Annotated in this window: 15 protein-coding genes; 12 read left to right on the top strand and 3 right to left on the bottom strand. The window is 48.6% G+C overall.

The features are described 5' to 3' along the window. Positions 1-23: 23 nt before the first annotated feature. The 4 genes from E0496_RS18095 (at position 24) to E0496_RS18080 (ending at position 9,218) form a co-directional block, all read left to right on the top strand. Positions 24-1,406: an ABC transporter substrate-binding protein gene (locus E0496_RS18095; protein WP_141503155.1), complete on the top strand. Its 1,383-nt coding sequence runs from the start codon at positions 24-26 to the stop codon at positions 1,404-1,406. A 185-nt stretch (positions 1,407-1,591) separates the two neighbouring features. Further along, complete coding sequence (locus tag E0496_RS18090; protein WP_141503154.1) at positions 1,592-2,464, top strand: carbohydrate ABC transporter permease; 873 nt, start codon at positions 1,592-1,594, stop codon at positions 2,462-2,464. Then, positions 2,464-3,285, top strand: coding sequence for a carbohydrate ABC transporter permease (locus E0496_RS18085; RefSeq protein WP_141503153.1), 822 nt, complete (start codon positions 2,464-2,466; stop codon positions 3,283-3,285). Before E0496_RS18090 ends, E0496_RS18085 begins: the two co-directional genes overlap by 1 nt. Positions 3,286-3,386: 101 nt before the next feature. Further along, complete coding sequence (locus tag E0496_RS18080; protein ID WP_141503152.1) at positions 3,387-9,218, top strand: InlB B-repeat-containing protein; 5,832 nt, start codon at positions 3,387-3,389, stop codon at positions 9,216-9,218. A gap of 189 nt (positions 9,219-9,407) precedes the next feature. Here E0496_RS18080 and E0496_RS18075 read toward each other — a convergent pair whose 3' ends face one another. Together E0496_RS18075 and E0496_RS18070 are read right to left on the bottom strand one after the other, a co-directional pair. Next, the gene (locus tag E0496_RS18075; protein WP_141503151.1) at positions 9,408-10,841 is read right to left on the bottom strand and encodes an alpha-L-fucosidase; all 1,434 of its coding nucleotides are present in this window, start codon (positions 10,839-10,841) and stop codon (positions 9,408-9,410) included. Next, complete coding sequence (locus E0496_RS18070) at positions 10,825-12,897, bottom strand: beta-galactosidase (protein ID WP_141503150.1); 2,073 nt, start codon at positions 12,895-12,897, stop codon at positions 10,825-10,827. Before E0496_RS18070 ends, E0496_RS18075 begins: the two co-directional genes overlap by 17 nt. A gap of 200 nt (positions 12,898-13,097) precedes the next feature. Here E0496_RS18070 and E0496_RS18065 point away from each other — a divergent pair, with 200 nt between their 5' ends. From E0496_RS18065 to E0496_RS18045, 5 genes are read left to right on the top strand one after another with little or no spacing between them, the layout of a single operon-like run. Beyond that, a complete protein-coding gene (locus tag E0496_RS18065) occupies positions 13,098-14,732 on the top strand; it encodes an extracellular solute-binding protein (RefSeq protein WP_141503149.1) in 1,635 nt (544 codons plus the stop codon). 7 nt (positions 14,733-14,739) lie between these two features. Beyond that, the gene (locus E0496_RS18060; RefSeq protein ID WP_141503148.1) at positions 14,740-15,651 is read left to right on the top strand and encodes an ABC transporter permease; all 912 of its coding nucleotides are present in this window, start codon (positions 14,740-14,742) and stop codon (positions 15,649-15,651) included. 19 nt (positions 15,652-15,670) lie between these two features. Next, complete coding sequence (locus tag E0496_RS18055; RefSeq protein ID WP_141503147.1) at positions 15,671-16,540, top strand: carbohydrate ABC transporter permease; 870 nt, start codon at positions 15,671-15,673, stop codon at positions 16,538-16,540. A 29-nt stretch (positions 16,541-16,569) separates the two neighbouring features. Next, the gene (locus tag E0496_RS18050) at positions 16,570-18,300 is read left to right on the top strand and encodes a sensor histidine kinase (RefSeq protein ID WP_141503146.1); all 1,731 of its coding nucleotides are present in this window, start codon (positions 16,570-16,572) and stop codon (positions 18,298-18,300) included. Between the two features lie 2 nt (positions 18,301-18,302). After that, positions 18,303-19,886, top strand: a complete 1,584-nt coding sequence (locus E0496_RS18045) for a response regulator (RefSeq protein WP_161601465.1) — start codon at positions 18,303-18,305, stop codon at positions 19,884-19,886. On the opposite strand, the gene E0496_RS18040 is transcribed toward E0496_RS18045, so the two are convergent. Continuing rightward, positions 19,883-20,698 (bottom strand): AraC family transcriptional regulator, encoded by an 816-nt coding sequence (locus E0496_RS18040; RefSeq protein ID WP_206669803.1) that lies wholly within the window; start codon positions 20,696-20,698, stop codon positions 19,883-19,885. The two genes, E0496_RS18045 and E0496_RS18040, sit on opposite strands and share 4 nt — an antisense overlap. A gap of 397 nt (positions 20,699-21,095) precedes the next feature. Here E0496_RS18040 and E0496_RS18035 point away from each other — a divergent pair, with 397 nt between their 5' ends. The 3 genes from E0496_RS18035 to E0496_RS18025 all read left to right on the top strand — a co-directional run bounded on the left by E0496_RS18035 (position 21,096) and on the right by E0496_RS18025 (position 24,701). Next, the gene (locus E0496_RS18035; protein ID WP_141503143.1) at positions 21,096-22,781 is read left to right on the top strand and encodes a type 2 periplasmic-binding domain-containing protein; all 1,686 of its coding nucleotides are present in this window, start codon (positions 21,096-21,098) and stop codon (positions 22,779-22,781) included. 75 nt (positions 22,782-22,856) lie between these two features. Further along, positions 22,857-23,774, top strand: coding sequence for an ABC transporter permease (locus E0496_RS18030; protein WP_141503142.1), 918 nt, complete (start codon positions 22,857-22,859; stop codon positions 23,772-23,774). Between the two features lie 18 nt (positions 23,775-23,792). Then, complete coding sequence (locus E0496_RS18025) at positions 23,793-24,701, top strand: carbohydrate ABC transporter permease (RefSeq protein ID WP_141503141.1); 909 nt, start codon at positions 23,793-23,795, stop codon at positions 24,699-24,701. Positions 24,702-24,727 lie beyond the last annotated feature (26 nt).

Here is a 24,727-nt window from a genome sequence, read left to right as displayed (position 1 = left end):
AATAAAAGGGAGGCACCACATTTATGGCAAATATCCGAAAGGCCTTATCCATGGCAACCTGTGTACTGACGGTTGCTGCTGTCACGGCGGGATGCGGCAGTACGAATGGAAACAATATTGATTCGGTCAGTAACGCCCCGTCACCGTCAGGAAATACTGCGTCGACGGATCAGCCGACAAAAAAGAACATGACGTTGACCGTCATGGCTTCGCAAGACCAGATCATGGACGCCGAAGTAGAGCTTGCAAAGACATTTGAGGCTAATACAGGGATCAAAATCGATTATCAGATCGTACCGTCGGATCAGTTCACAAGCTTGATCGGCGCTAAGCTGAATTCCGGAGAGGGTCCGGATGTCATCGTGACGCAAGGCGGGAAGCTTACGCTTAAGTCGACCTTGGACCCGGAGAAGAACCTGGAGGATTTGTCCGGTGAGGGTTGGGTATCCACGCTTAAGAAGCCGTTCAACGAAGGTGTATCTTACAATGGCAAGGTATACGGCTTACCGCTTTGGGATCTAGGCGGAACCTCCAGCTGGGTGCTGGTGTATAACAAAAAAATCTTCTCGGAGCAAGGTTTGATGCCTCCGAAGACGTACGACGAACTGCTGGATGTTAGCGCAAAGCTTTCGGAGAACGGCATTACGCCGATTTATGAAGCGGGTTCCGACGGTTGGCATCACCAGCTTCCTCTGCTCGAAATGGGACCAAGGGTGGAGGAACTGAGCGGAGGCTTATATGATAAGCTGAATGCCAACGAGACGCTGCTGGCGGATAGCCCGGAAATGCTCAAGCTTGTAGAGCAGGTAGCTGCTCTCGTCGAGAAAGGCTACTACGGCAAGGAACACTTCAGCAACACCTATGCCGATGCCTATAACGCGATGTCATCAGGTAAATTCGCAATGATCTTCGACAGGTCCAATTTCGGCAACGAACTCCTCGCGAACAAGCCGGACTCCGCTTACAAGGCAGAGGACTTCGGAGCCGTCGTCATGCCCTTCCTGGACAATCAGACCTTGAACGTAAATCCGCAAGGTCCTTCCAAATTCGTGTACAAGAATGGCAAACATGTGGCGGAAGCTAAGCAATTTTTAGCGTACTTAGCTGAACCGTCAAACATGCAGACGTATCTGGATCAAACCAGCCGTTTCTCCGAGCTGCCTTTCGAAGGGGTAACGCCTAAGAAAAACGCAGTTCTTGAGGAAATCAAAGCAGGCAGTAACGGACAAGAGGGAGCAGTCCTTCAAGCAGGTGTCAGCTACATCGATCCGCAGTGGATGGATATCGGAAAAGACTTGACTGCCGTCTTCTCGGGCAAACTGGAGCCAGCCGATTTGCTGAAAAACATCGACAAACGAAGAAGCCAGCAAGCGACCGCGCAGAAGGATCCGGCTTGGTCTAAATAAGCGAGTCCAATAGCTAAACAAGGGACCCTCGATTCATTTCGTGGGTTCTTTGTTTTCGTAGAATACCTTCCTCATGCGATAAATGAATGCATAAAGTTAAGCGTTTTCGTGTATAGCAAGCTCTTTGAAGCGCCTTCATAATAAAAACATGCAATTCATTCATTAGCGAAGAAGGAGAAGAAGGAATGAACATTCAAAAGAAGATTTACCCCGCCTATTTTTTGTTTGGGGCCCTGCTGTTGTACGTTTTTTTGTATGTATTGCCTAGTTTGGTAGGTATGTATTATTCGTTTACGGATTGGAGCCGATTCGACGATACGGTCCGTTTCATAGGGTGGGACAATTACAAGTCCATATTTTCTTCCGATGAGAACTATTTACGGTATATTGGAAACACACTTCAGCTCACAGTCGTAACAACGATTCTGAAGACCGTGCTGGGGTTGGGTCTGGCGTTAATCGTAGGCCAGAAATTATGGGGAAAAAACTTTCATCGTGCTGTAATCTTCTTGCCTACCGTGCTCTCGTTTCTCATTACCGGATTGACCTTCCAATCTATCCTGGCGCCATCCGGACTTCTGAATTCCTTCCTCCGTACGTTTGGGTTAGACAGCTGGACGCGCAATTGGCTTTATGAAGGCAATTGGCCGTTCTGGTCAATCTATGGCATTGACGTGTGGAAGGGCATGGGCTACATCATGACGATCTTCCTAGCGGGGCTTATGACAATTTCCAAGGATTATTATGAAGCAGCAGACATTGACGGGGCTCACTTCTGGGGAAAACTTCGTTACATTACGCTTCCGCTCCTGTTGCCATCATTCGCGGTGACGACGGTTCTCAACCTCGTTTACGGTCTGAGAGTATTTGATATCGTCTACGTGCTGACGCAGGGAGGGCCTGGAGATCAAACGGAAGTGTTGTACTCCGTAATCTTTAAGCTGTTCGGATACGGCTACTATGGGCTCGGAACGGCCTTGTCCTCGTTGATGTTCGTCATTATGGTTGTCATTGGTTATTTCATTATTCGGTTGCTCAACAAGGAGGTTGAAGCGTAATGGCCACAAAACGGTTATTCAGCAGTCTTAGGCATTTGTCCGTGTGGACGGTCTCTCTGATCATGCTTGTGCCACTGCTCCTAATTCTACTTAATTCATTTAAAACGCAAGGGGAAGCAGCTTCCATGAATTTCAAATGGCCTTCTCAATGGGTATTTTCCAACTACACGGTTGTCATTGAGAGCGGAAAGCTCTTGCAGTCATTCGGCAACAGCATGCTCTATTCGGTCGTATCGGTTGTTCTTGGCATTGTTCTATGCGCGATGGCTGCGTATGTTCTCTCCAGGAAAAAAACGAGGATTAATCGTTTCCTATACTTGTTCGTTGTACTTGGCATTACGATGCCAGTGAACCATATCGCACTCATTAAAGTCATGCAAACCTTTAATCTGATGAATACTCAGATCGGACTCAGTTTGTTGTACACAGCATTGCAAATCCCTTTCAGCGTGTTTTTGATTTACGGCTTCGTCTCTACGGTTCCGCGTGAGCTCGACGAGGCGGGAGTCATGGACGGCTGCGGCAGCAATACGCTTTTCTTTAGAATCATCTTTCCTTTATTGCTGCCGGTAGTTGTTACAGTGATGCTTCTGAATTTTCTGGCGTCATGGAATGAGTTTATTTTTCCGCTTTATTACTTGAACAGTTCCTCATTATGGCCGATGACTCTTGCGGTTTACAACTTCTTTGGCCGTTATGAGACCGCTTGGAATTTGGTAAGCGCGGATATCGTGCTGACGAGCTTGCCTGTCATCCTGATCTACTTGCTTGGACAGAAATATATAGTATCCGGCATGACGGCAGGATCGGTCAAAGGATAAATAAGTGCATAACACTTTGCGTTTGGGTGCATATCGAACGAGGAAGTGGCGTGATAAAATCGAAAGCGGTTACACTATTATGCCGAAGGGGGATTAAAAGGATGAATCGGAACAAGAAAAAATGGAAATGGCTGTCCGGATTCATAGTACACGTGATGGTTATCACGATGCTTTTGCCTGCATTAACGATTACGGTACAAGCGGCGGAGGGCGGTGGAAACGCCGCTGCTTACTACGTAGCGCCAAATGGCAGCGACAGCAACCCAGGCACTTTGCAAGCGCCTTGGAAAACGATTGAAAAGGCTCGCAATACCTTAAGAACATTAAATAAAAGTATGGCGGGAGATATCGTCGTCTATTTGCGGGGAGGGTCCTACTACTTGGATGAGACCATCTCGTTTACCGAGGACGATTCTGGCCAGAACGGACATGTTATCAGCTATGAAGCTTATCCCGGCGAGAAGCCGGTCTTAAGCGGTGGAGATCCTGTCTCGGGCTGGGTGAAGGATACCTCTAATCCTAACCTGTACAAAGCGCCATTGATCAGAGATGAGAAGCTCAGAGCTCTGTACGTTAATGACGAACGGTCGTACATGACGAGCAAGTCGCTGTCTTCGCCAGGCTCATACGGAACTTATACGGTTACGGCGGGGCAGGCGGACTGGGCGTGGCAAGGCGGCAGCGTGGCAGCCGGAACTAAGTTCACGGCTTCGCAGCTTCCGGTTACGACGCGAAATCATTCCGACATCGAGTTGGTTACCCAAATGACTTGGAACAAAGTCATCGTCGGGGTTGATGAAATTATCGACATCGGAGGCGGTCAGGTAGCTGCAATGCTGCAGCAACCATACGGCGCGCTCGCACAACGGATCAACTGGTCGCCATACCGTCCGAATGGCACGCAGGAGGTATACAATGTATTTGAATGGCTAACGCAACCAGGTCAGTTTTACTTCGACCGGGCAGCTCAAACGCTTTATTATTATCCTCGGGCCGGCGAGAACATGGCTACGGCAGAAGTAATAGCGCCTTCTCTTGAAACGTTGGTGGATCTGCAAGGTACGCCGAAAACGGGACAAATCAGCAATATTACTTTTAAAGGTATTTCTTTTGCCCATACCGACTTTAATTTATACGAACTGGAAGGATCCATAGGACTAGCTACTGTTCAGGCAGCTACTATTGTAACCGCTTTCGCTGACCCGAACTGGCATAACGACGTTTATCGGAATTATGATTTGTTCCCGGCAGCCGTTCGCATCGACGCGGCAAGAAATATTAAAATCCTGGACGGGGAGATTAAGCTGACCGGTTCCGTTGGGGTGTCGATCGAAAACGATGTCGAGCAAATCGAAATTTCGGGCAATTCGATCTATGAGACTGGCGGTGCCGGCATCGTCATTGGTCATCCCCAGCATGTTTACGAGAACGATTGGAACGATACTGCCTATCAACGGGCTGGGAAAGCTCCCGCTTCCAAAGAAAAATATAAAAACGGCACGGAGTCGGTACCGAAGGATATTTATATCCGCAATAACTTCATGTACAACGACGGCAGCCTATTCCCTGGCCATGCACCGATTACGTCGTTCTACACACAAAGAATGTATGTGGAGAACAACTTTATTTATGGCGCGGCATACAGCGGCATGAGCATCGGCTGGGGTTGGTGGAACTTCGATGGCTCTTCAGGCGCCATCTTCCCTGGCAAACCCAATACGACGTCGAAGGCAAACTACATTAATAAAAACAGAGTTGAGGAAATTGGGCGCATCTTGCATGACTGCGGCGCCATCTATACGCTCGGCCAGCAAGGAAACAGCGACTGGACACAATCTTCTGAAATTTCCGAAAATTATTTGAATGTTTCGCGAATTAAAAATACGCCTGACGGATCGAGATGGATTAACGGTATTCACCCTGATGAAGGGAGTGCATACATCGAGATGGAGCGCAATGTTATTACGAATACGCTGCGATCGGTGTATGAAATTCAGGAGTTTGGGCGGAAACATGACCTGACAGTTCGGGATGGATTCTCCAATACTTCGGCGATGTTATGCTGTGCGCCGAATACGACGGTCACAAACCAGTTCGTGGACGAGAATTATATTTGGCCGCTTAAAGGTTATGAAGTCGTCATGAATGCAGGACTCGAAGACGAATACAAGCACTTGGTAGGGCAAAATATCTGGAGGGACACAGAGAGAGTATTCCCATCCAATCTGCGCGTGGCGGGGTCACAAGACATTCCGGTAAAAGGTCTGCTTGGCAGTAAAGACATTCTCTGGTTTGCCCCGGAGGGAACAAGTGTATTTGTTGAATCGGATCTGATCACAAGCGCTGCCGGGGACGCAGAGCTTATGCCAATTCCAGAAGAACCGGGCGAATACAAGATGTACATCGAATACGCGGACGGCTCCGTGTCGGAACCGTCCGAGTTCAGCCTCTTTATCGGCAGCGATGTTGCGAACGTAAGGGAAGGGGAGAAGTATCAGGTTTCGGAGAAGAACCCTCTCCTTTTGCAGTTGAACAACAATTACAAATATACGCTGAACGGATCAGCTATTTCTCAAAATCATAAGATTGGTTCCGAAGGCAGCTACACCTTGATTGCAACTAGCATCGCTGGCATGCCGAACGTAACGATTCAATTCGAAACGTACGTGTCCGACGCGAACAAGCTTCTCCCTAGGGAAACCTATATCGCGCCAGGCGCCGAACTGGAGCTGGCAGTCAATCTGAACGATCCAACCAAATCGATCTGGATCTTGCCGTTTGTGGTTACAGAGATCGTGGAGGGGCCTCAGATGGTGAAGGTAACCGGCGACAAGACGAAGATCACGGTGCCTTCCGTTCTGGATAACTACTCCATAGCTGTACTGGATGCTCAAATGAACGTGCTTAGCCGTTCGGAAGCGACGATTCACGTTACGGACAGCGTGCTGCCTCCAAGCGAAGGCAGGAAGCTATGGCTGGATGCTAACGAAGGCGTGACCGCCGATGCCCAGGGACGAGTGTCCTCATGGAACGACCGAAGCGGCAACGGCATGTCCGCGACACAGGCGACTGCCGCCAATCAACCGATTTTAATTGAGGACGCTCTCAATGGAAACAACGCATTGCGATACAATGGAACGGCTGCACATTTGATCCTTACGCCGCTCGATTTGAATCAAAATAATGGAGCAACGATTATTCTCGTCAGCAAGTCTGGCTCTTCCAGCACGGGAGCGAGCCAATCGGGCGATTCAAATTCGCCGATCTATTTCCATGAAAGCGGTTCGTGGGGCAAGATTTACCTGACGCCGTTCACCGATCGGATCATGGGACGCTATGGCTCGGGACAAAGCAACAACGTCGTCACATATGTCAGACCTTCGGCGAAGACCGGCTACTCCGTTTCCGGATTTATGAAGGACGGTACAAGCGAATATATCTATGTCGATGGCGTACGCGTACAGACATATACAGGCAAGCTGGCAACCATTCAGAACAACTCGACGACCGGCTGGATCGGCATGGCTCAAGCGGGTACTAACAAGTCGTATTTTAACGGCGAAATCGCGGAAATATTAATTTATAATAAAGCTCTCAGCGAAGCGGAAATGAACACGGTGAATCAATACATCAAGGATAAATATTATTCGTATTCCGTACATTTTAATGTCAACGGCGGAAGCGAAATCGTCAACAAGAAGGTGGCGCAAGGCGAACGGCTTGCTGAGCCAGCAGCACCAACAAAAACAGGCAGCACGTTCGCTGGCTGGTACAGTGATATTGAGTTCACAATGCCTTTTGAATTCACGACTCCAATCACGGCAGAATTGACGCTTTTCGCGAAGTGGGAAATCAATCCATACAAGGTGTCCTTCGACAGCAGCGGTGGAGCGAATATTGATGCCCAAACAGTAACGTATGGCAGCTATGCGAGCGATCCGGGCGTTTTGGAGAAGGAAGGATATGCATTCGGCGGCTGGTACAGGGATAAAGGGTTAACATTGCCTTTCACTTTTACCACTCCGATTGCGGAAGACACAATGCTTTATGCCAAATGGATCTCAAATCAATACACCGTAGACTTCAACGCTAACGGCGGCACGGCAACGCCGAATCAGATGGTCTCGCATGGAGGAATGGCTGCTGCGCCAACCGCGCCTAGCAAGCCGGACCATACATTCGATGGCTGGTATGGAGATAGCGGGCTGACGATTCCTTTCATGTTCACGACTCCAATTACGGGCAATACGACGCTCTATGCGAAGTGGACGGCAGACGGATACACCGTTATCGCATTTGACAGCAACGGCGGATCCGCAGTGGATAGCCAAACCGTTGCACATGGTGGAACGGCAGCGGTACCTTCGCCACCGATGAAGGCAGGGCACTCGTTTGACGGTTGGTATACCAACAGCATGCTGACGGACGTTTACGATTTTACGGCGACTGTTGCAGGCGAATCGATTACGTTGTATGCGAAGTGGACAGCGAACACGTATAACGTTGTCTTCAACAGCAACGGAGGCACGGTTATTGGCAATCAAAACGTGATTTACGGCAGCCTGGCGGAAGAACCTTCCTCACCAGCCAAGAATGGTTATTCCTTCGGCGGCTGGTATGCCGACGAAGCTTTGACAACGCCTTACGTATTCTCAACTCCGATTACCGGTGCAATAACCTTGTTTGCGAAGTGGGTTGTGGACGGTTATACGGTCGTATCCTTTAACAGTAATGGAGGATCAGAAGTGGCTAGCCAGTCGATTTCGCTTGGCAGCACCGTTGGAGAACCGGGCGCACCATCCAAGACAGGCTACAAATTTGCAGGATGGTACTCTGACAGTGGGTTGACTTCGCTGTATGACTTCTCTATTCCGGTTGAAGGAGACACGATGATCTTGTACGCCAAATGGACACCGGAGAGCAGCGGTCCTTCCTATCCGACGACTCCGGTTGATCCTAGGGTGACGTCTTCGACAGGCTCGATTACCGTTCCTGTCGGCAGCGCTGGCGAAGTGAGTTTGGCTGATGCGGCCGTCAAAGTTGTCATTCCTTCCGGCGCAAGCAGCGAAGAGCTAAAGGTAACCATTGAGAAGCTCACTGATACGAGTGAGTGGAACGATTCCCATGAGCTGCTGCTGACTTCAGTTTATGAAATTACGAAAAATTTCTCGAAAAACTTCAACAAACCTGTAACGCTCACGTTTGTTTTCGATTCATCCCTATTGTCGAATGGAAAAGGACCGAACGTCTATTATTTCGATGAGAAGGAAAACATGTGGGTGAAGATAGGCGGCGAAGTGAGCGGCAATCGGATTACCGCTCATACCGATCACTTAACGAAATTTGCAGTCTTCGCAAGTGATGAACCAACCTTGCCGAATAAGAATGAGCCGTCCGTTACGTTCAGCGACGTTGCTGGTCATTGGGCGGAGATGTCCATCATGAAGGCTGCGGATCTGAAAATCATCAGCGGTTTCCCGGATGGTTCGTTTAAGCCAGAGCGTCAAGTAACCAGAGCAGAGTTTGCGGTGATGGTGATGAAGGCGCTGAAGCTTGATTTGGAAGGAGCATCGCTTGTCTTCGAGGACGAGGAACAAATCAAAAGCTGGGCAAGAACGTCTGTCGCGCAAGCAGTGGAAGCCGGTATTATTCAAGGCTACACCGACGGAAGCTTCCGTCCGGACGCGGAGATTACGCGGTCCGAGATGGCTGTGATCATCGCCAAAGCGATGAAGCTAACGGTCGAAGACGGTGTTGACACCACGTTTTCCGACAACGAACTAATCCCGAATTGGGCAAGAGGCGCTGTTGCGGTGCTTAATCAGCTCAACGTAATCAAAGGTATGGATGGAAACATTTTCTATCCAGCTGGCAAAGCGACTCGCGCGCAAGCGGTGAGCATCGTCGTAGCTATGCTTGAAAACAACAAATAAGTTTGAACAGTTTATAAGGACTATAAGGACGGCAGAGGGATACATTCCTTCTCCGTCCTTTTTTCTATCTCTAGCTATAGTGAGTTTATCCAACGAGGAAAGGGTACAGCGAGATCTGTAAAGGGCTGAAATGACGTCGAATAAATCGGGCAGCGCAAGGATGATACCTTTAGCTGCCCGATTTGTGTTTTATTCGTTATTTTGAGGACTTAGATACAATTCAACTGCGGAAAGCGTGGGACACCATCTGGATTCAGCAATCGTCAAGCGAACCTGCTTCGCTTTCACCGGAGGGAAGCTGCAAATTCGTTTGTAGCCGACGACGGTGCATTCATACAGCTTGTTCCAGGCACCATTTGCCCAATACTCGATGTTTAGTTTCTCAATTCTTTGACCGGTTGCAATATGCTCCTGAAGCACGATTGTGTTGAAAGTGCTCTCTTCCAGAAGCTCGATCTCGATGACGGCTCGTTCCGTCCCTTCCTTGGGAGACCAATACGTGTGTTGGTCGCCATCCAGGATTCGCTCGGCCTCGTGCTGCTCATCCAATGATTCGGAGGCCGTAACACGTCCTCCGGAAGCAAGATTATCCTGAAACGTAGCCCTGAGTATGCTGCCAAGTTCCTCCATGCGCCGCGCATCGTTCTCATGAATCAATCCGCGTTTGTCGGGAGGCAGGTTCAGCAAGAACGTCGAGTTGCCGCCAACCGATTTGTAGTAGATATCCAGAAGTTTCTCGAGGCTTCGAACCTGATCGTCTTCGGAGGCATGATAGAACCATCCGGGGCGGATAGACGTGTTGACTTCAGCCGGATACCACGTCAGGCTCGGCTTGTTCTTGATCGCTTCCCTGCTGCCGAGGTTCTCGTCTCGGGAATTCGCCCGTTTGGAGAACTCGCCGTCATCGACGTGCTGGGACGCCTCCTGGATCTTCTCGCAATCCAGCAACTCCTCTGGAACTACGCTCCATTCAGAATCCCGCGTATGTCCCGCTTCATTGCCGCACCAGCGCACATCCGGACCGCATACCGAGATGACGGCGCCTGGCTGGAGCTCGCGAACCACCTCGTAATATCCGTCCCAATCGTAGACTTGCTTCATTCCATTGGGGCCTTCGCCGCATGCGCCGTCGAACCATACACAAAAAATATCCCCGTATCCGGTCAACAGTTCGCGCAGTTGGTCTTTTAAATAGTCATTGTAGAGCGAAGAACCGTAGCGCTTGTCATGACGATCCCACGGGGATAAATAGACGCCGAATGCGAGGCCACCTTCTCGGCACGCATCCGCCACTTCCTTGACCATGTCTCCTTTTCCGTCTTTCCATGGACTTTGTTTAACCGAATATTCCGTGAAGGCACTCGGCCATAGGCAGAAGCCGTCATGATGCTTGCAGGTCAAAATCAGTCCCTTCATGCCAGCGGATTTACACACATCCACCCATTGTTTGGCATCAAATTCTGTCGGATTAAAGATGGCAGGATCTTCGTCGCCAAGTCCCCATTCTTTATCTGTAAACGTATTAACCCCAAAATGGATAAAAGAATAAAACTCCAGCTCTTGCCAAGCTAACTGGCGCGGGGAAGGCACAACTTGGGCAAGGCTCTTAATAGATACGCTCATGGATTATTTCTCCTTTGATTTGGTTTTGGAATTGTACAAGCTCTGCGTCATAAGCGTCTAAAAGCAGCTCGGATTCGAATGATTGACCGGACAAGAGGCCTAATCCGGAAAGAGGCAGTGACAGCGCCTGAGTTTTGCCTGTTGTATTAACATATAGAATATCACCATTGTCCAAGCGCCGCGCGCTTACGCCTGGAGGCGTTGTAGGCCCATCGACAATTCCAAGCTCCGTATATAGGGAGTCGAGGAGAACGGTCAGAAACTCCGTGTTTGCCGGTAGTGCGACGTAGATGGCTTCGCCTTTGCCGTAGCGATTGCGAGTGACGGCGGGAGAACACTCCCATGTATTGGTGAAGGCCGCCATAATCTCGGCAGTACGAGGCTCCAGAATCTCGTAATAGTCGATCTTGGGCTGGAGTTCCCGGCAGTCCATCATGATCGTTGGCTTCTCGCGCTCCAGGCCCAGCTCCGATTTCTCTAGTCCGCCGGCATTCTCCGATGGGGTATGGCTGCGAGTCCTAATAAACGCTCCGCTGCGGATTCCGAATACATCGCTGAGGCCTCCTGGCTGCGCGGTATCAAATACCTGATTGTGCGCGTTGACCTTCGCCGAATAGGCAGTCATGATGACAGTGCCGCCTTGTGCAACAAAGGAACGAACGGCCTCGGCCGACTCGCTGTCCATCACCGCATGCCCCGGGACGATCAGCAGCTTGTAGCTTTTTCGAATGTCGCGCAGATTGACGATATTGCAGTCCAGATTGGCGAGCTCAAGCGCTCCGTACGCCTGCAAGACCTGCTCGGTATAGTCGGTCTTATAGAAGCTTTGATTTCTTGCCATTATCTTCAGGCTTTCATAAGAATAGGCAACGGCAATCTCGGCATTCGTCTTGCGCGGGAGCCCTCTGTCCTGCAGCAGCTTGAATTCCTCCGCGATTTGTTTGAACTCATCATATTTCCAGCCGGGAAGGCCGTCATGATCTACGAGACCGAATACGTACTGCTCCTCGCCGCCAAGCATCGTGCGCCAAGTCCAAGCGCATACAGCTTGCGCTCTGTGAATCAGAGACAAGTAAGCATACATTCGCATGGCATTGCGGGGAGAGGCATACCCACCGAAATCCCCGGTCTGGAATTCTAAACACCAGATTGGCTGATCCAGCTCCCCGATCCGATGGTCCATGAAAAAGCAGGCCGCGGACAACGCTCTCCGGTCCTCCGGATTTGTGCCGGGATAGAACCCGATGCCAGGTAAATCAATTATCGTGCGATATTGCTTTAAATAATCGAAGCCATAGCCGGGATTCTCGGACCAGTGATTAGTCGTTTCCCTTGCGTGCGGCGCCAGTTCCTTGACGATATCGCTTAACCCTTGCATATAGGCTAGCGTCTCATCAGAATAGAAGCGGGACATGTCCAGCAAACGCTCTGGAGCGCCTTTCACTTGTCCGGAGATCGGTAGCACAACATCGTTGAAGCTGTTAAGCTTTCTAGACCAACGCTGCGAAGCCCAGGCATGATTGAGCCGCTCGACCGTATCGTATTTGTTTCGCAGCCACGCTTCGAATCGATCCCTGGCTGCACTGGAATACGAAGGGGAACCTGAGCCAAGCTCGTTGCATAGCCCGAAGGCGTACAGCGCAGGATGATGCCGATAACGAACTACCAGCTTTTTGGAAAATGAGTAAGCGTATTCTTGAAAGGCAGGGTGGCCAATGTCTTCCATATAACGCGTTTGCGCTTCCATTCGGAGACCGTTAGGTGCCGTAAGTGAAATTTCGGGATATTTTTTGTGAAGCCATGTCGGTGCGGGACGAGTCGCAATATCCAGAACGACTTTGATGCCGGCCTCAGCGAACAAATCCATCACTTCATCAAACCATTCAAAGGTATAGCTGCCTTCTGAAGGCTCGAAGCTGTCCCAGCACAGATGGCCTAATCGCACAATATTGAAAGAAGCTTTCCGCATCAACTCAATATCGTGACTCCATCGCTCACGCGGCCAGTCGTGGGGATGGTAATTTGCGCCTGCAAATAACATAATAATCACCGCCATATAAAAATATTAAAGCTAGGAATTATGATAAATGCTTAAATGAAATTAATAAATATAAAAAAAGAATGTAATGATATAAGAAAATGAAAGTAGTCTGCTTCGACCAAAATAGTTATATAAATCTCTTAATATTGTTATTTATGCAACCATCTGCACGAGGATATACTGAGCGTATGAAAAGAGAAACAGGAGGCCACGAAATGAAGAAAAGAATTGCGAAGCAAACGGCAATGGCGATTGTAACAAGCTCATTGCTGCTGTCGGCGATGGGGTGCAGCCAGGAGCCGAATTCGGTAAAGGAAGAAGGCGCCTCACGCGAAGCCATCATTACTCTGGGGCGCGTAGTAGGATCGGACAACAAATTCAAGAACGGAGAGAGTATTGAAGATAATGTCCATACCCGGTGGGCGAAAGAAAAGTTCGGCATCGACTTCAAGGTCGATTGGAGTGTAGGAACCGGAGAGGCCTATGATACGAGACTCCGTCTGCTGCTTAATTCGAATGACAAGCTTCCAGATGTTTTCACACTTAATAATCCAACCCTCGAAAATCAAGTGGTCGATTCAGGTAAAGTCATGGATATTGGCGAAGCCTTTGAAAAGTACGCTTCACCGCGTCTCAAAGAGCTCTATTCGCAGTATCCGGAAGTTTGGAACGCGGTGTCGTATGATGGCCAGCATTATGGGTTACCAACGTTTAACGCCAATAGTTCATTTAGTGTGCTATGGATCCGTCAGGATTGGCTTGATCAGTTAGGGCTGAAGCCGCCTACCACGATGGAAGAGATGGAGACGGTGATGGACGCTTTCGTGAATAAGGACCCTGACGGCAACGGACAAAAGGATACTATTGGTTTGTCACTCTCTCTAAAAAAAGGAGTTACAGCCGTGAAGGATACCTATATGGTATCGAGCGATTTTCTCTTCGGTCAGGCGGCTATCCCTACGTACTGGACAGAAGCAGCCGATGGCAATCTGCAATACGGCTCCATTCAGCCAACTGTAAAGGAAGGGCTGGTCAAACTGAGCGAATGGATGAGCAAGGGCTATCTCGATAAAGACGCGGGCATTATGGATGAAGCTAAAGCTGCGGAATCCTTTGTTCAGGGGAAATCGGGGATGGTATTTGGTCCGACATGGATGTCGACGTATCCGTTCAATCAGGATATGGGCTTTGATTATCGGCCTATCCCGGTCCCTGCTGGAGTCGATGGAAAAGTGGGCTTCGGCAGTGAACCGCAATCGTCTGTTCGATTTTATTTCAATAAGGATTTTAAGCATATGGATGCATTCTTCGATTATTTGGATGCCATCATGGGTCCCGGATTCTATGATCCTGATTCCGAATTCGCTAATGGCTGGGCGGAAGGCTACGACTATGTCATGGTAGACGGTGAGCCGGTGTACGACCAAGACAAAATTCCGGGGGGATGGATCGACGTCAAGAAATATTCGATTTATGGAAATGATATTCAAACGCCGAAAAAGGAACTTGAGGTTATGGCTAAACTGGGGCGGGGCGAGACGCCAGAGACGCCATATGAGAAATACTTTTCGGCTAGGCCGAAAAAATGGGGTGAGGCAGCCGCAGTTCTGGAAACCTATCTTGACGATTCGGCTGTTTTTGACCGATATACCGGCCCACCTACGGCAACAATGGTTCAAAAAGGCGAGCTGTTGCGCAGAATGGAAAACGAAGCGTTCATGGAAATTATTTATGGTCAAAAATCGCCGGATTCATTTGATGCGTTTGTGGAAAAATGGAAGTCTTCTGGCGGCGACGATATCACGAAAGAAGTTAATGAATGGTATCAAGCTGTGAATGCGAAGGAGTGAGCTTTAAATGACGGAGGGAAAGAAGATCAGGAGAGGGTTGTTTCGCCATCTCCCTCTTCATTTGATTATTTTGCCATCGGTAATCTGCTTGCTGATATTTAATTATGCGCCAATGGCAGGATTAGTCATGGCATTTCAAGACTATAAGCCTCGTTTGGGACTGCTGAAGTCAGCATGGGTTGGTTTTGAGCATTTTCAATACATGTTTACGTATCCTGACAGCTTGCAGGTGATCTATAACACCTTGATTATCGCTGCTTTTAAGATTGTCGCGAATATCGTGGTGCCAATCGTTTTTGCACTGCTGCTTAATGAAGTTCGCAAGCTCGTATTCAAACGTTTTGTTCAAACGCTGGTTTATCTGCCTCATTTTCTGTCTTGGGTGATTCTCGGCGGCATATTGACGGACATTCTGGGCAATAAAGGCATTATCAATCAGTTGATTTTATTATTAGGCGCCGAGCCTGTGTTCTTTCTTGGAGACGGTACATGGTTCAGGGTGACGGTTATCGTAAGCGATGTATGGAAGGAATTCGGCTTCTCCGCCATCATCTATCTCGCGGCGATGAGCGGTATCAATATGTCGTTGTACGAAGCGGCGGAGATAGATGGCGCGGGCCGTTTCAAGCAGACGCTTCATGTCACGCTGCCAGCGATGGTGCCTGTTATATTGGTAGTGGGTACACTGTCTTTGGGCAACATCCTCAATGCAGGCTTCGATCAAATTTTTAATTTGTACAATCCATTGGTCTATAAGACAGGCGATATTATTGATACCTTTGTGTACAGGGTAGGCCTCATGAGCGGGTCGTTCAGCTTTGCAACAGCTGTCGGTTTATTCAAATCGGTTGTTAGCTTCGTACTTATTGTTGCAGCATACCGACTTGCCTACCGCTTCGGCAATTATAGAATTTTTTGACATAGGCAGGTGATAAATCATGCATCAAAAGACGATTGCATATCGTTGGTTTACGACAGGAAACACTATTTTTTTAGCAGTATTAGCAATTCTATGTATATTGCCGCTCATCCATGTGGGTGCCGTATCCTTTAGCTCCAGCTCCGCCGCTACTGCCAACCGGGTCTATTTCTGGCCTGTCGATTTTACGGCCGAGGCTTATTTGAGAACGTTGACGAATCCTTCTTTTCTGCGTTCTTTGCTCTTTTCGGTGGAAAGGACGGTTGTTGGTACATTATTCTCTATGTTTTTGACTGTAACGGCAGCCTATACGCTGTCGCGGTCGTTTGCCGGAAGATCTTTTTATGCATGGTTCTTCGTATTTACCATGCTATTTAACGGCGGATTGATTCCTACCTACCTTGTCGTTACTCAGCTTGAACTGACCAATACCCTTTGGGCGCTGATTCTGCCATCCGCAGTCAATGTGTTTAATACGATTCTGATGATGCAGTTTTTTCGGGCTATTCCTAAAGAACTCGAAGAGGCGGCACATATAGACGGAGCGGGGTATATACGGTCACTAGTTTCCATCTATCTTCCACTGTCGCTTCCTTCCCTGGCTACGCTGTCTTTGTTTGCTATGGTTTGGCACTGGAATTCATGGTTTGACGGTTTGATCTACATGACAGATTATCGGAAGTACCCGCTGGCCACCTTCCTTCAGACCATCATTCAGAGCGGGGACATGCGCAATACCAACATTGATCCGGGGCAGCTTCAGATTTTGTCGGAGCGGACGGTTCGATCAGCACAGATCCTGATTGGCGCTTTGCCTATTTTGATCGTGTATCCTTTCCTTCAGAGGTTTTTCGTGCAAGGCTTGACGATGGGAGCGGTCAAGGAATAAAATAGGCAAAAACTCGGGAGTCGTGGCGGATGAGCAAAAAGGAACGCAGTCTCTTTTCTAAACTGGTCGGCTCGCTCGTCTTGCTGCTGCTGCCGGTTCTGATCCTTTCGGTATACTCCAACAGGGTAAATGAAGACGTCATCACCGGCCAACTGAAACAGTCTAACATTAGCCGGTTGTCGACACTAGGCACGCAGATGAACCATATCATCATGCAGATGGAAACTTTTTCACATATGCTGCTTCGCGATCCGAATGTAGTTGAATTTCAAGATTTGTCTCTGCTTAACACCAGCCATTACGAGCAGATCAAAAAGAAGAAAATTATTTTGGACAAGCTGAATCTTCAGGCGGCCTCTACGAACTGGATCAATGATATTACCGTGTATTCGCCGCAGTCGAAGCAATCCTTGTCTACCATGCATGGGACGATGTTCAACCCGGAGCGGCTTCGGAAGTTAAGCGAGGAGAATTGGAATTTTATTTGGAACCGTAGTGGTGTCGGTGAGCTTGGCAAGGTCATTCATCTTACCTTCGAGCAGTTCGAAGGAGGCATTACAAACGCGAACGCCATTATCGAGATTGGCTTCGATATGAGCAACGTAATTCGTATGCTGGATGAATTCAAGGCGCAGGGCAACGGAGAGGTTTTGTTCTATAGGTCTCGTGAAGCATATCTGACTGCCAGCTCGATGCCTCCGCTTCTCCTTGAACAAGGTCTGTCAGCGTTGCAGAGCATTTCGCTTGCGAACGAAGGAGACTTAACTCTGAAACTCAACGGCACTTCATATCTGTTGACCTATTCCGATGTTCAGGCTCTTGACGGCTATGTGGTCCATATTGTGCCGCTGGATGAGATCCTTACACCACTGCGGGTGACCAATCAGTTCAGTTATCTAGTCCTGGGGCTGCTTCTCATTGTCGGCATCGTCGTCTCCTGGCTGCTGTACCGTAATGTGCAGGTGCCTTTGGGGGCGCTTGTAAAAGGGGTGCAGCAGATCAAAATGGGCCAATACAAATCAAGAATTCCGCTGCGGGTTAACAATGAATTCAGACTGGTCATTTCCAGATTCAACGAAATGGCAGAGCAAGTACAACAGTTAATTGAGAATGTGCTTGAGCAGAAGCTGTATGCGCGCGAAGCCGAGCTTAAGCAATTGCAATCCCAGATCAATCCGCATTTTCTTTATAACAGCCTGACTTATGTGGTTAGCATGACCAAGCTCGGCAACAAAGATGCCGTGATTAACATGGCCTACCATCTCTCCGATTATTATCGCTACACCACACGTGTCGAGAATCAACTCGTCAAGCTTTCCGAGGAGTTAAAGAACGCTGACGACTATTTGAGCATACATCGGATGCGAATGAAACGAATTAAATATTCGATCCAGGTGATGCCTGAGTTGTTGGAAGTGACCGTACCTCGATTGATTCTGCAGCCGATCATTGAGAATGCACTGATTCACGGCATAGAAGGTATGGAGGGCGACGGTGTCATAACCATAACGGGCAACCTCTCTGGGAGCATGAATGTATTGATCGTAGAGGACAATGGCGGAGCGATGACGACGGAGAAGGTAATGGCGCTTCAGCGGATGTTGAACGGCAGTCCCGATGATCGCACGGAGAGCTGCGGCTTACGGAATGTCCATCGACGGCTGCGGCTGCGTTACGAGGCGGATTCCGGCGTGAGGCTATCGTGCAACGCTGCCGGGGGACTTCGAGCCGAACTGCGTTGGAGAGAAGGAGGCGAATGAACATGAAGCTGTTAATCGTGGATGATGAGGAGCACCTGGTGGACAGCATGATCGCGAGCATTCCATGGCAGGAGGCTGGAATCACGGCTTGTTTTGCGGCATACTCCGGCAAACAGGCATTGGAAATTATACAGACGGAGACAGTGGACATTGTCATTACCGATGTTCGCATGCCGGGTATAACGGGCATAGATTTGATCAAGGCCATCAAGAGCCAGTGGCCTCATATATCCTGCATGCTTTTGACCGGACATGCAGAGTTTGAATACGCTCAGGAAGGGCTTAAGCATAAGGCGTCTCATTATTTGCTCAAGCCGGTAAAGGACTCGGAGCTGCTGGCCGCCGTTAATGAAACGGCGAATGCTAGAAGAGAAGAGCAGGAGCAAGCAAGAGCTTTTGTCCATTCGCAAGCCTTGGTGCATCGCAATCTTCCTGCGCTGCGCGCGAATTTGCTTAATAACCTTATCCGGGGTCAAACGATTCCGAAGGGCAAATTAGCTGAGCAATTGGGGTTGTACAATATTCCGATTCTCTACGATGATCAAGTATCTCTCATATTGGTCCGAATTCATGATGTGTACTTACGATATCAACCGTCAGATATGCCAATACTGGGCTTTGCCGTCGCGAATATTGTGGAGGAGCTGCTGTCTGAATCCGGAAATATTTGGAGCAGTGAAGATCTCTACGGTAATCTGGTGTTTGTAATTCGGCGTGATACCGGGGATATAACCGATCAAGGCATCGAACTGCTAGTGGATGAGATGAGACGGGTAGTCAGTGAACTGCTGCATCTTGCCATCACGGTAGTGCTGTCTCCGATCGAAACGCTTGCGGGAGGATTGGAGGAGCTCTATCAGCGCTGCATCGCCACCATGCGTTTGCAAGTTGGACATGAACACGATTTGGTCGTACGACTTGGCGGCGAGCACAGGAGATGGGTATCCCATGTGGTAGGCTCCCTTTACTCGCCCCCTTTATTTCAGCATTTGATGGAAGCGGGCAACTGGTCGGGAGCGAAGGAGAAGCTGGAAGAGATTGTGGAGGAATGGAAATCCAAATATAACGGCTCTAATGAACATTTGTCCGAGATTTATTACTCGCTGAAGTCCGCCTACTCGTACTTTGTGCATAAAAATGGCAAGCTTCTGGCCGATTATCGCTTGCATAGAACAACGGAAATGAAAACCATCGAGGAGTTGGCCTATTGGGCTGCTGATATTATGGAGCGGCTGCAGAATGAGTTGAATTCGGAAATGTCGGCTAACCGCCACACGCTGGTTGCGCAGATTCATCAGTTTTTACAGGAGCGCCTGTCGGAAGACGTGTCGCTGCAGGCTATTGCGGATTATGTGTATATGCATCCAACTCATGTTTCGAAAGTGTTCAAGCGGGAGACAGGAGAGACGATCTCTGATTACTTGCTGCGCTTGAGGATGAATAATGCAGTTGTTTTATTAAAGGACAGCAGATACAAGATTTATGAAATTGCTTCGCATTTGGGTTATAAAAACCCGACGTATTTTATCAAGGTTTTTAAAGAGCGCTTCGGGGTAACACCCCAGGAATTCAGGGATGGCTCCTAGCTGAGCTCCCGGAAACGCAGCGGAGTCATATTCTCGAAATTTCGAAAGGTGGACACAAAGTGGCTGTCATCCAGAAAACCCACCAAGGATGATATCGATTTAATGGTTAATGTTCTGTCATTGATCAGATACTCTTTGGCTTTCTGAATGCGCAGGTTTATCAGATATTGATAGGGACTCATTCCGGTTGTGATCTTGAACAGGTAGTTGAGCCGCTGTGAGCTAAGGTCTGCGTAACTGGAGAGATCGCCAAGGCCGATAGACGGGTTATGAAAGTTTTTTTCCATATATTGGAACAAAGGCATCAGTCGGAGCGAATGCTGGGAGTGGGAGCGCTGTTTGTCCACTTGCCCATAGCGCTTCAAATCCATCAGAAATCGATAGAGAAAGGAGGAGCCTTCCATTCCGTTGAAATCTAGATGGCTTAGCGCCAGCTTGTGGCTTCTCCTGTGAAGCTTGGCCATTCTGGATTCGGGCTCCCATGTAATGACTGTAGAAGTGGCGAGACCTAGCGAAGATACGATCGTTGGCGCGAGATTGCCATTGAAGGTAACATACCAAGTCGACCAGGGATGCGACAACGTGACATATCGATGAGGCACATGGGGCGGCAGCAGTATGCCCTGATTTGGGGCTAATGTCACCGTCGACCCGGCACATTCGAATTGCCCTTCACCGCTGGTGGTATGCAGCCAGTGGTAGCAGTGATACCCTTCAGGCCGATCAAATTCCTCCTGCCATTCGTTCCAGCCCATAAGCTCAATATAGATGGGTAAAGTTCGATCCAGTGCGGTAACCATCATTTGCTTCATGTAATGTTTCAAAATAAATCACTACTTTCATTTTTTTATATACCGCTTTAATTATACCCGATTTTACTTTGTGTGGATATCCATTATAATCAAGCTGTGTTAGGAAAAAGTCGTTCCAAAACAGGATAAAGAAAGTCTATAAGAAGTTGAATTGGGATAGATTCTCCCCTTAAATTCTAGAAAACTGATTTTTATTGAAAGTGCTTACATTTTTTCGGCTCGTTCCTTCTTCAAAAAAAAGTATATAGAAACGTTTATTTTGTTAAGTAGGATATTCTTATACGTGTAAAATACAGAATATTCAGAAAAAAGGGGGTGATGCGGTGCATGCAAAGCTTTGCACAGCCGGATAACACTGTAAAATCAAACCTATAATGGCACAAGGGGTGTTACGAGAATGAAGGTCAAACGTAAATTAGCGATGATGTTGGCAGCTATGATGGTAATCGGATTGCTGGCCGCATGCTCGCAGGGCAATAACGGAAAAAATGAGAGCGCTATCAAGCCGACTGGCTCCAGTACGAACTCAGGCGAATCGTCTTCCAGCAACAAGCCCGTAAAAGTGAATTTGTTCGCAGGCACTTCCAGCTTTAACGGCAATCTGGATACGAACTGGTTTACGGAATATGCAGAAGATAACTTTAATATGGAAATCGAGTGGTCCACCGTGCCCAACACGGACGTAGCTACCAAGCAGCCACTGCTTCTTGCAAGCGGAGATTATCCGTCCATCTTCTGGGCGGGGAACTTCAACAATGAAGACCTGTTGAAATACGGACAGCAAGGCGTATTTGTTCCGCTAAACGATCTGCTTCAGGAGCATGCCCCTAATGTCTGGAATGCCATTCAGGATACGCCTACACTTGCGCAAGGGTTGTTTGCTCCGGACGGCAACATCTACGGGCTGCCGTTCTACAACTATTGCCTTCACTGTTATTACTCTAGCAAACTATGGGTTTATAAGCCCCTTCTTGAGGAACATGGCTTAAGCATTCCAACCACAACCGAGGAATTCGAGCATACGCTGGAGGTCTTCAAGCAAAATGGCATCCTGCCGTTAACAGGCTCGACAGACGGCTGGAACTCTGATCCGACCACTTTTCTTATGAATGCTTTTGCATACAATGATGGCGGTAATCATCTGCAGATCAAAAACGGTCAAGTGGAGTTGGCCGCGATTCAGGACGGCTGGAAGAAAGGTCTGGAATACATGAATCGGCTGTATACCAAAGGGCTGATCAGCAGCTCGGCATTTACGCAGACCAATGATGTGTTGAGCAAGCAAGCTGTTAACCATGAGGTGGGAGTCGTGCCTTGGGGCTGCATGAATTGCGTCGTCGGCTCGGAGAACATGAACGACGTTATCAACTGGGTAACCATTCCTCCGTTAAAAGGGCCGGACGGCGTGCAATATGCGGCGTTCAGCGGCAATGGAGTAAGCGGCGCGGTATTTGCCATTACGAACAAGGCTTCGGAAGAAGAGAAAATCGCTATCATGAAATTGCTTGATTTCATCTGGACGACAGAAGGCACGACGATTGCCGATTACGGTCCGGAAGGCAAGTATTGGTTCAAAGCGAAGGAAGGCGATACTGGTCTCGTGGGCACGCCGGCAAAATTCGAGATTGATATTCAGCCGCCTACTCCATTTACCTGGGGTTGGAACCAACTCGGACCGATCTATCAAGCGGAAGAATGGCGCAACAGTATCGTAGCCAAGTCCCCCTTTACGCCTGACGGTTCGGGCTCGGAAGCGCTGCTTCACTACTACACGGAGAAGGACTATAAGGGGAAGCAGCCTGCAGAGGTAGTGCCTGCATCTATGTGGATCGATCCAGCTCAGTCCCAAAAGTTTTCGCTGTTAAAGACAAACATCAATAATTACGTCAAGCAGTGGACTGCTGAATTCATTGTAGGCAACAAATCGCTAAGCAAAGACTGGGATACTTACGTCTCCGGCGTTCAGAAGCTAGGGCTGGATGAATATTTGAGCATTACTCAATCCGCGATGGTTGGCCCGTTCGATACGAGCAGCTTCAAGCGTGACGATGCCGTCATTAAGAGTTTGGAATCATTGAAATAAAAGCAGCAACGGCATCCTCCTCTTCAGACTTCTTGGAGAGGATGGTGCAATTTCTTTAAGCGAGGATTGATAGATATGAGACAAAGTCATGGGATAAAACTTAGGATCGTGAGGCACTGGCCGTTGTACGCCATTATCGCACTGCCGACAGCTTTTCTAGTGCTATTCAGTTATTGGCCGATGCTGGGGGTGCAGATTGCATTCCGCAATTTCAGCCCGGTGCTGGGCATTTGGCATAGCCCTTGGGTCGGCTTTCAGCATTTTGAGCTGTTTCTATCCTCCCCGTATTTCGGGCCGTTGCTTAAGAACACGCTAACCATAAGCCTTTATTATCTTGCGGTATCCATTCCTTGCGCGATTATTCTGGCACTCGCTTTGAACGAAGTCAGAAACGGTCGGTTCAAAAAGGCTGTACAGATGTTTACGTATGCACCTTATTTTATCTCGACGGTTATTTTGGTAGGCATGGTTCAAATCATGCTTTCGCCTACAAGCGGTCCTCTTTCCCTCTTCTCCAAGCTGTTCGGCGAAAATAATCCCCCGAACGTGTTGGCTAGCGCGGATAGCTTCTCATCTGTTTATGTCTGGTCGGGGATCTGGCAAGAGACGGGATACGGTGCCATTATCTATCTTGCGGCTCTAGCTGGCGTAAACCCAGAACTGTATGAAGCAGCGAAGATCGACGGCGCCTCCCGAGTTCAGAAGATTCGCTATATCGACCTGCCGGGCATTAGCTCGACAATTATTATCCTGATGATCTTGAGTGTAGGTGGGCTGCTAAGTGTCGGTTTTGAGAAGGTGTATCTACTTCAGAACAATCTGAACTTGAGCTCCTCGGAGATTATATCTACTTATGTATATAAGGTCGGTTTGGTTAATGCCGATTTCAGCTTTGCCTCAGCAATAGGTCTGTTTAACGCAGTGATCGGCCTAATCCTGATTACGGCAGTCAACTATTGCGCCAAAAAAGTTTCGGACAGCAGCTTGTTTTAGGATAGGAGGATATATTCTATGCGTCACACAACCACGATTCGTGAGTCCGGGGCGGACCGCATTTTTTTGTTTTTTGTGTATACAGGATTGACTGTGGTTCTCCTCTTTGTCCTGTATCCACTGCTTTTTATTGTCAGCTCTTCATTTAGTTCGGGAGCGGCCGTACAGAGCGGCAAGGTGTGGCTTTGGCCGGTCGATCCGACGCTCGACGGTTATATCGGTGTCTTTAAGTACAGCGCGGTGTGGACCGGATTTGCCAATTCTTTTCTTTATACCGTAGGCGGAACCTTGCTGAGTGTCTCTCTCACGATTATGATGGCATATCCGTTGTCAAGAAAAGAGATGGTTGGACGCAGCGTATGGATTTGGGCTATTCTGTTTGCCATGCTGTTTAACGGAGGCCTGATTCCTTTCTATCTCGTGGTCAAGCAACTGGGCATGCTAAATACGCCATGGGCGATCATCGTGCCATCGGCGCTGAATATCTTTTCCATTATAATAGCCAAGACCTTTTTCCAGACTTCATTGCCCAAGGAACTTTACGAAGCTGCGCAACTGGACGGCTGCGGAGATTTCCGTTTTTTAACGCGCATTGCTTTGCCGTTGTCCAAACCGATCATTGCCGTTTTGACTCTTTGGTCCGCGGTCGGACTGTGGAACTCATACTTTAACGCCCTTATATTTTTGAATTCACAGTCTCTGTACCCGTTGCAGCTCGTGCTGCGCCAAATCCTGGTAGAGAATAAAATCGATTATACGAGCATGTCGTCGACATTAGATACCCAGAGACTGACGCTGATGCAAAATATGGAGACCTTGCTAAAGTACTCTTTGATTGTGATCACCACGATTCCAATCTTAATTATCTATCCATTTGTTCAGAAGTATTTTGTTAAAGGCGTTATGGTAGGATCCGTAAAGGAATAGGGCTTCCATGGGGCGCATACCAGTTT

This window comes from Paenibacillus luteus, assembly GCF_006542765.1.
Taxonomy (GTDB): Bacteria; Bacillota; Bacilli; order Paenibacillales; family Paenibacillaceae; genus Pristimantibacillus; species Pristimantibacillus luteus.
Note: the sequence above shows the minus strand (reverse complement) of the source record. Positions and strands in the feature narration are given on the sequence as shown.

What these genes read in the sequence shown, in the direction of transcription:
- E0496_RS18095 (WP_141503155.1), top strand. Translation starts at nt 24, where the DNA reads ATGGCAAATATCCGAAAGGCCTTATCCATGGCAACCTGTGTACTGACG.
- E0496_RS18090 (WP_141503154.1), top strand. Translation starts at nt 1,592, where the DNA reads ATGAACATTCAAAAGAAGATTTACCCCGCCTATTTTTTGTTTGGGGCC.
- E0496_RS18085 (WP_141503153.1), top strand. Translation starts at nt 2,464, where the DNA reads ATGGCCACAAAACGGTTATTCAGCAGTCTTAGGCATTTGTCCGTGTGG.
- E0496_RS18080 (WP_141503152.1), top strand. Translation starts at nt 3,387, where the DNA reads ATGAATCGGAACAAGAAAAAATGGAAATGGCTGTCCGGATTCATAGTA.
- E0496_RS18075 (WP_141503151.1), bottom strand. Translation starts at nt 10,841, where the DNA reads ATGAGCGTATCTATTAAGAGCCTTGCCCAAGTTGTGCCTTCCCCGCGC.
- E0496_RS18070 (WP_141503150.1), bottom strand. Translation starts at nt 12,897, where the DNA reads ATGGCGGTGATTATTATGTTATTTGCAGGCGCAAATTACCATCCCCAC.
- E0496_RS18065 (WP_141503149.1), top strand. Translation starts at nt 13,098, where the DNA reads ATGAAGAAAAGAATTGCGAAGCAAACGGCAATGGCGATTGTAACAAGC.
- E0496_RS18060 (WP_141503148.1), top strand. Translation starts at nt 14,740, where the DNA reads ATGACGGAGGGAAAGAAGATCAGGAGAGGGTTGTTTCGCCATCTCCCT.
- E0496_RS18055 (WP_141503147.1), top strand. Translation starts at nt 15,671, where the DNA reads ATGCATCAAAAGACGATTGCATATCGTTGGTTTACGACAGGAAACACT.
- E0496_RS18050 (WP_141503146.1), top strand. Translation starts at nt 16,570, where the DNA reads ATGAGCAAAAAGGAACGCAGTCTCTTTTCTAAACTGGTCGGCTCGCTC.
- E0496_RS18045 (WP_161601465.1), top strand. Translation starts at nt 18,303, where the DNA reads ATGAAGCTGTTAATCGTGGATGATGAGGAGCACCTGGTGGACAGCATG.
- E0496_RS18040 (WP_206669803.1), bottom strand. Translation starts at nt 20,698, where the DNA reads ATGAAGCAAATGATGGTTACCGCACTGGATCGAACTTTACCCATCTAT.
- E0496_RS18035 (WP_141503143.1), top strand. Translation starts at nt 21,096, where the DNA reads ATGAAGGTCAAACGTAAATTAGCGATGATGTTGGCAGCTATGATGGTA.
- E0496_RS18030 (WP_141503142.1), top strand. Translation starts at nt 22,857, where the DNA reads ATGAGACAAAGTCATGGGATAAAACTTAGGATCGTGAGGCACTGGCCG.
- E0496_RS18025 (WP_141503141.1), top strand. Translation starts at nt 23,793, where the DNA reads ATGCGTCACACAACCACGATTCGTGAGTCCGGGGCGGACCGCATTTTT.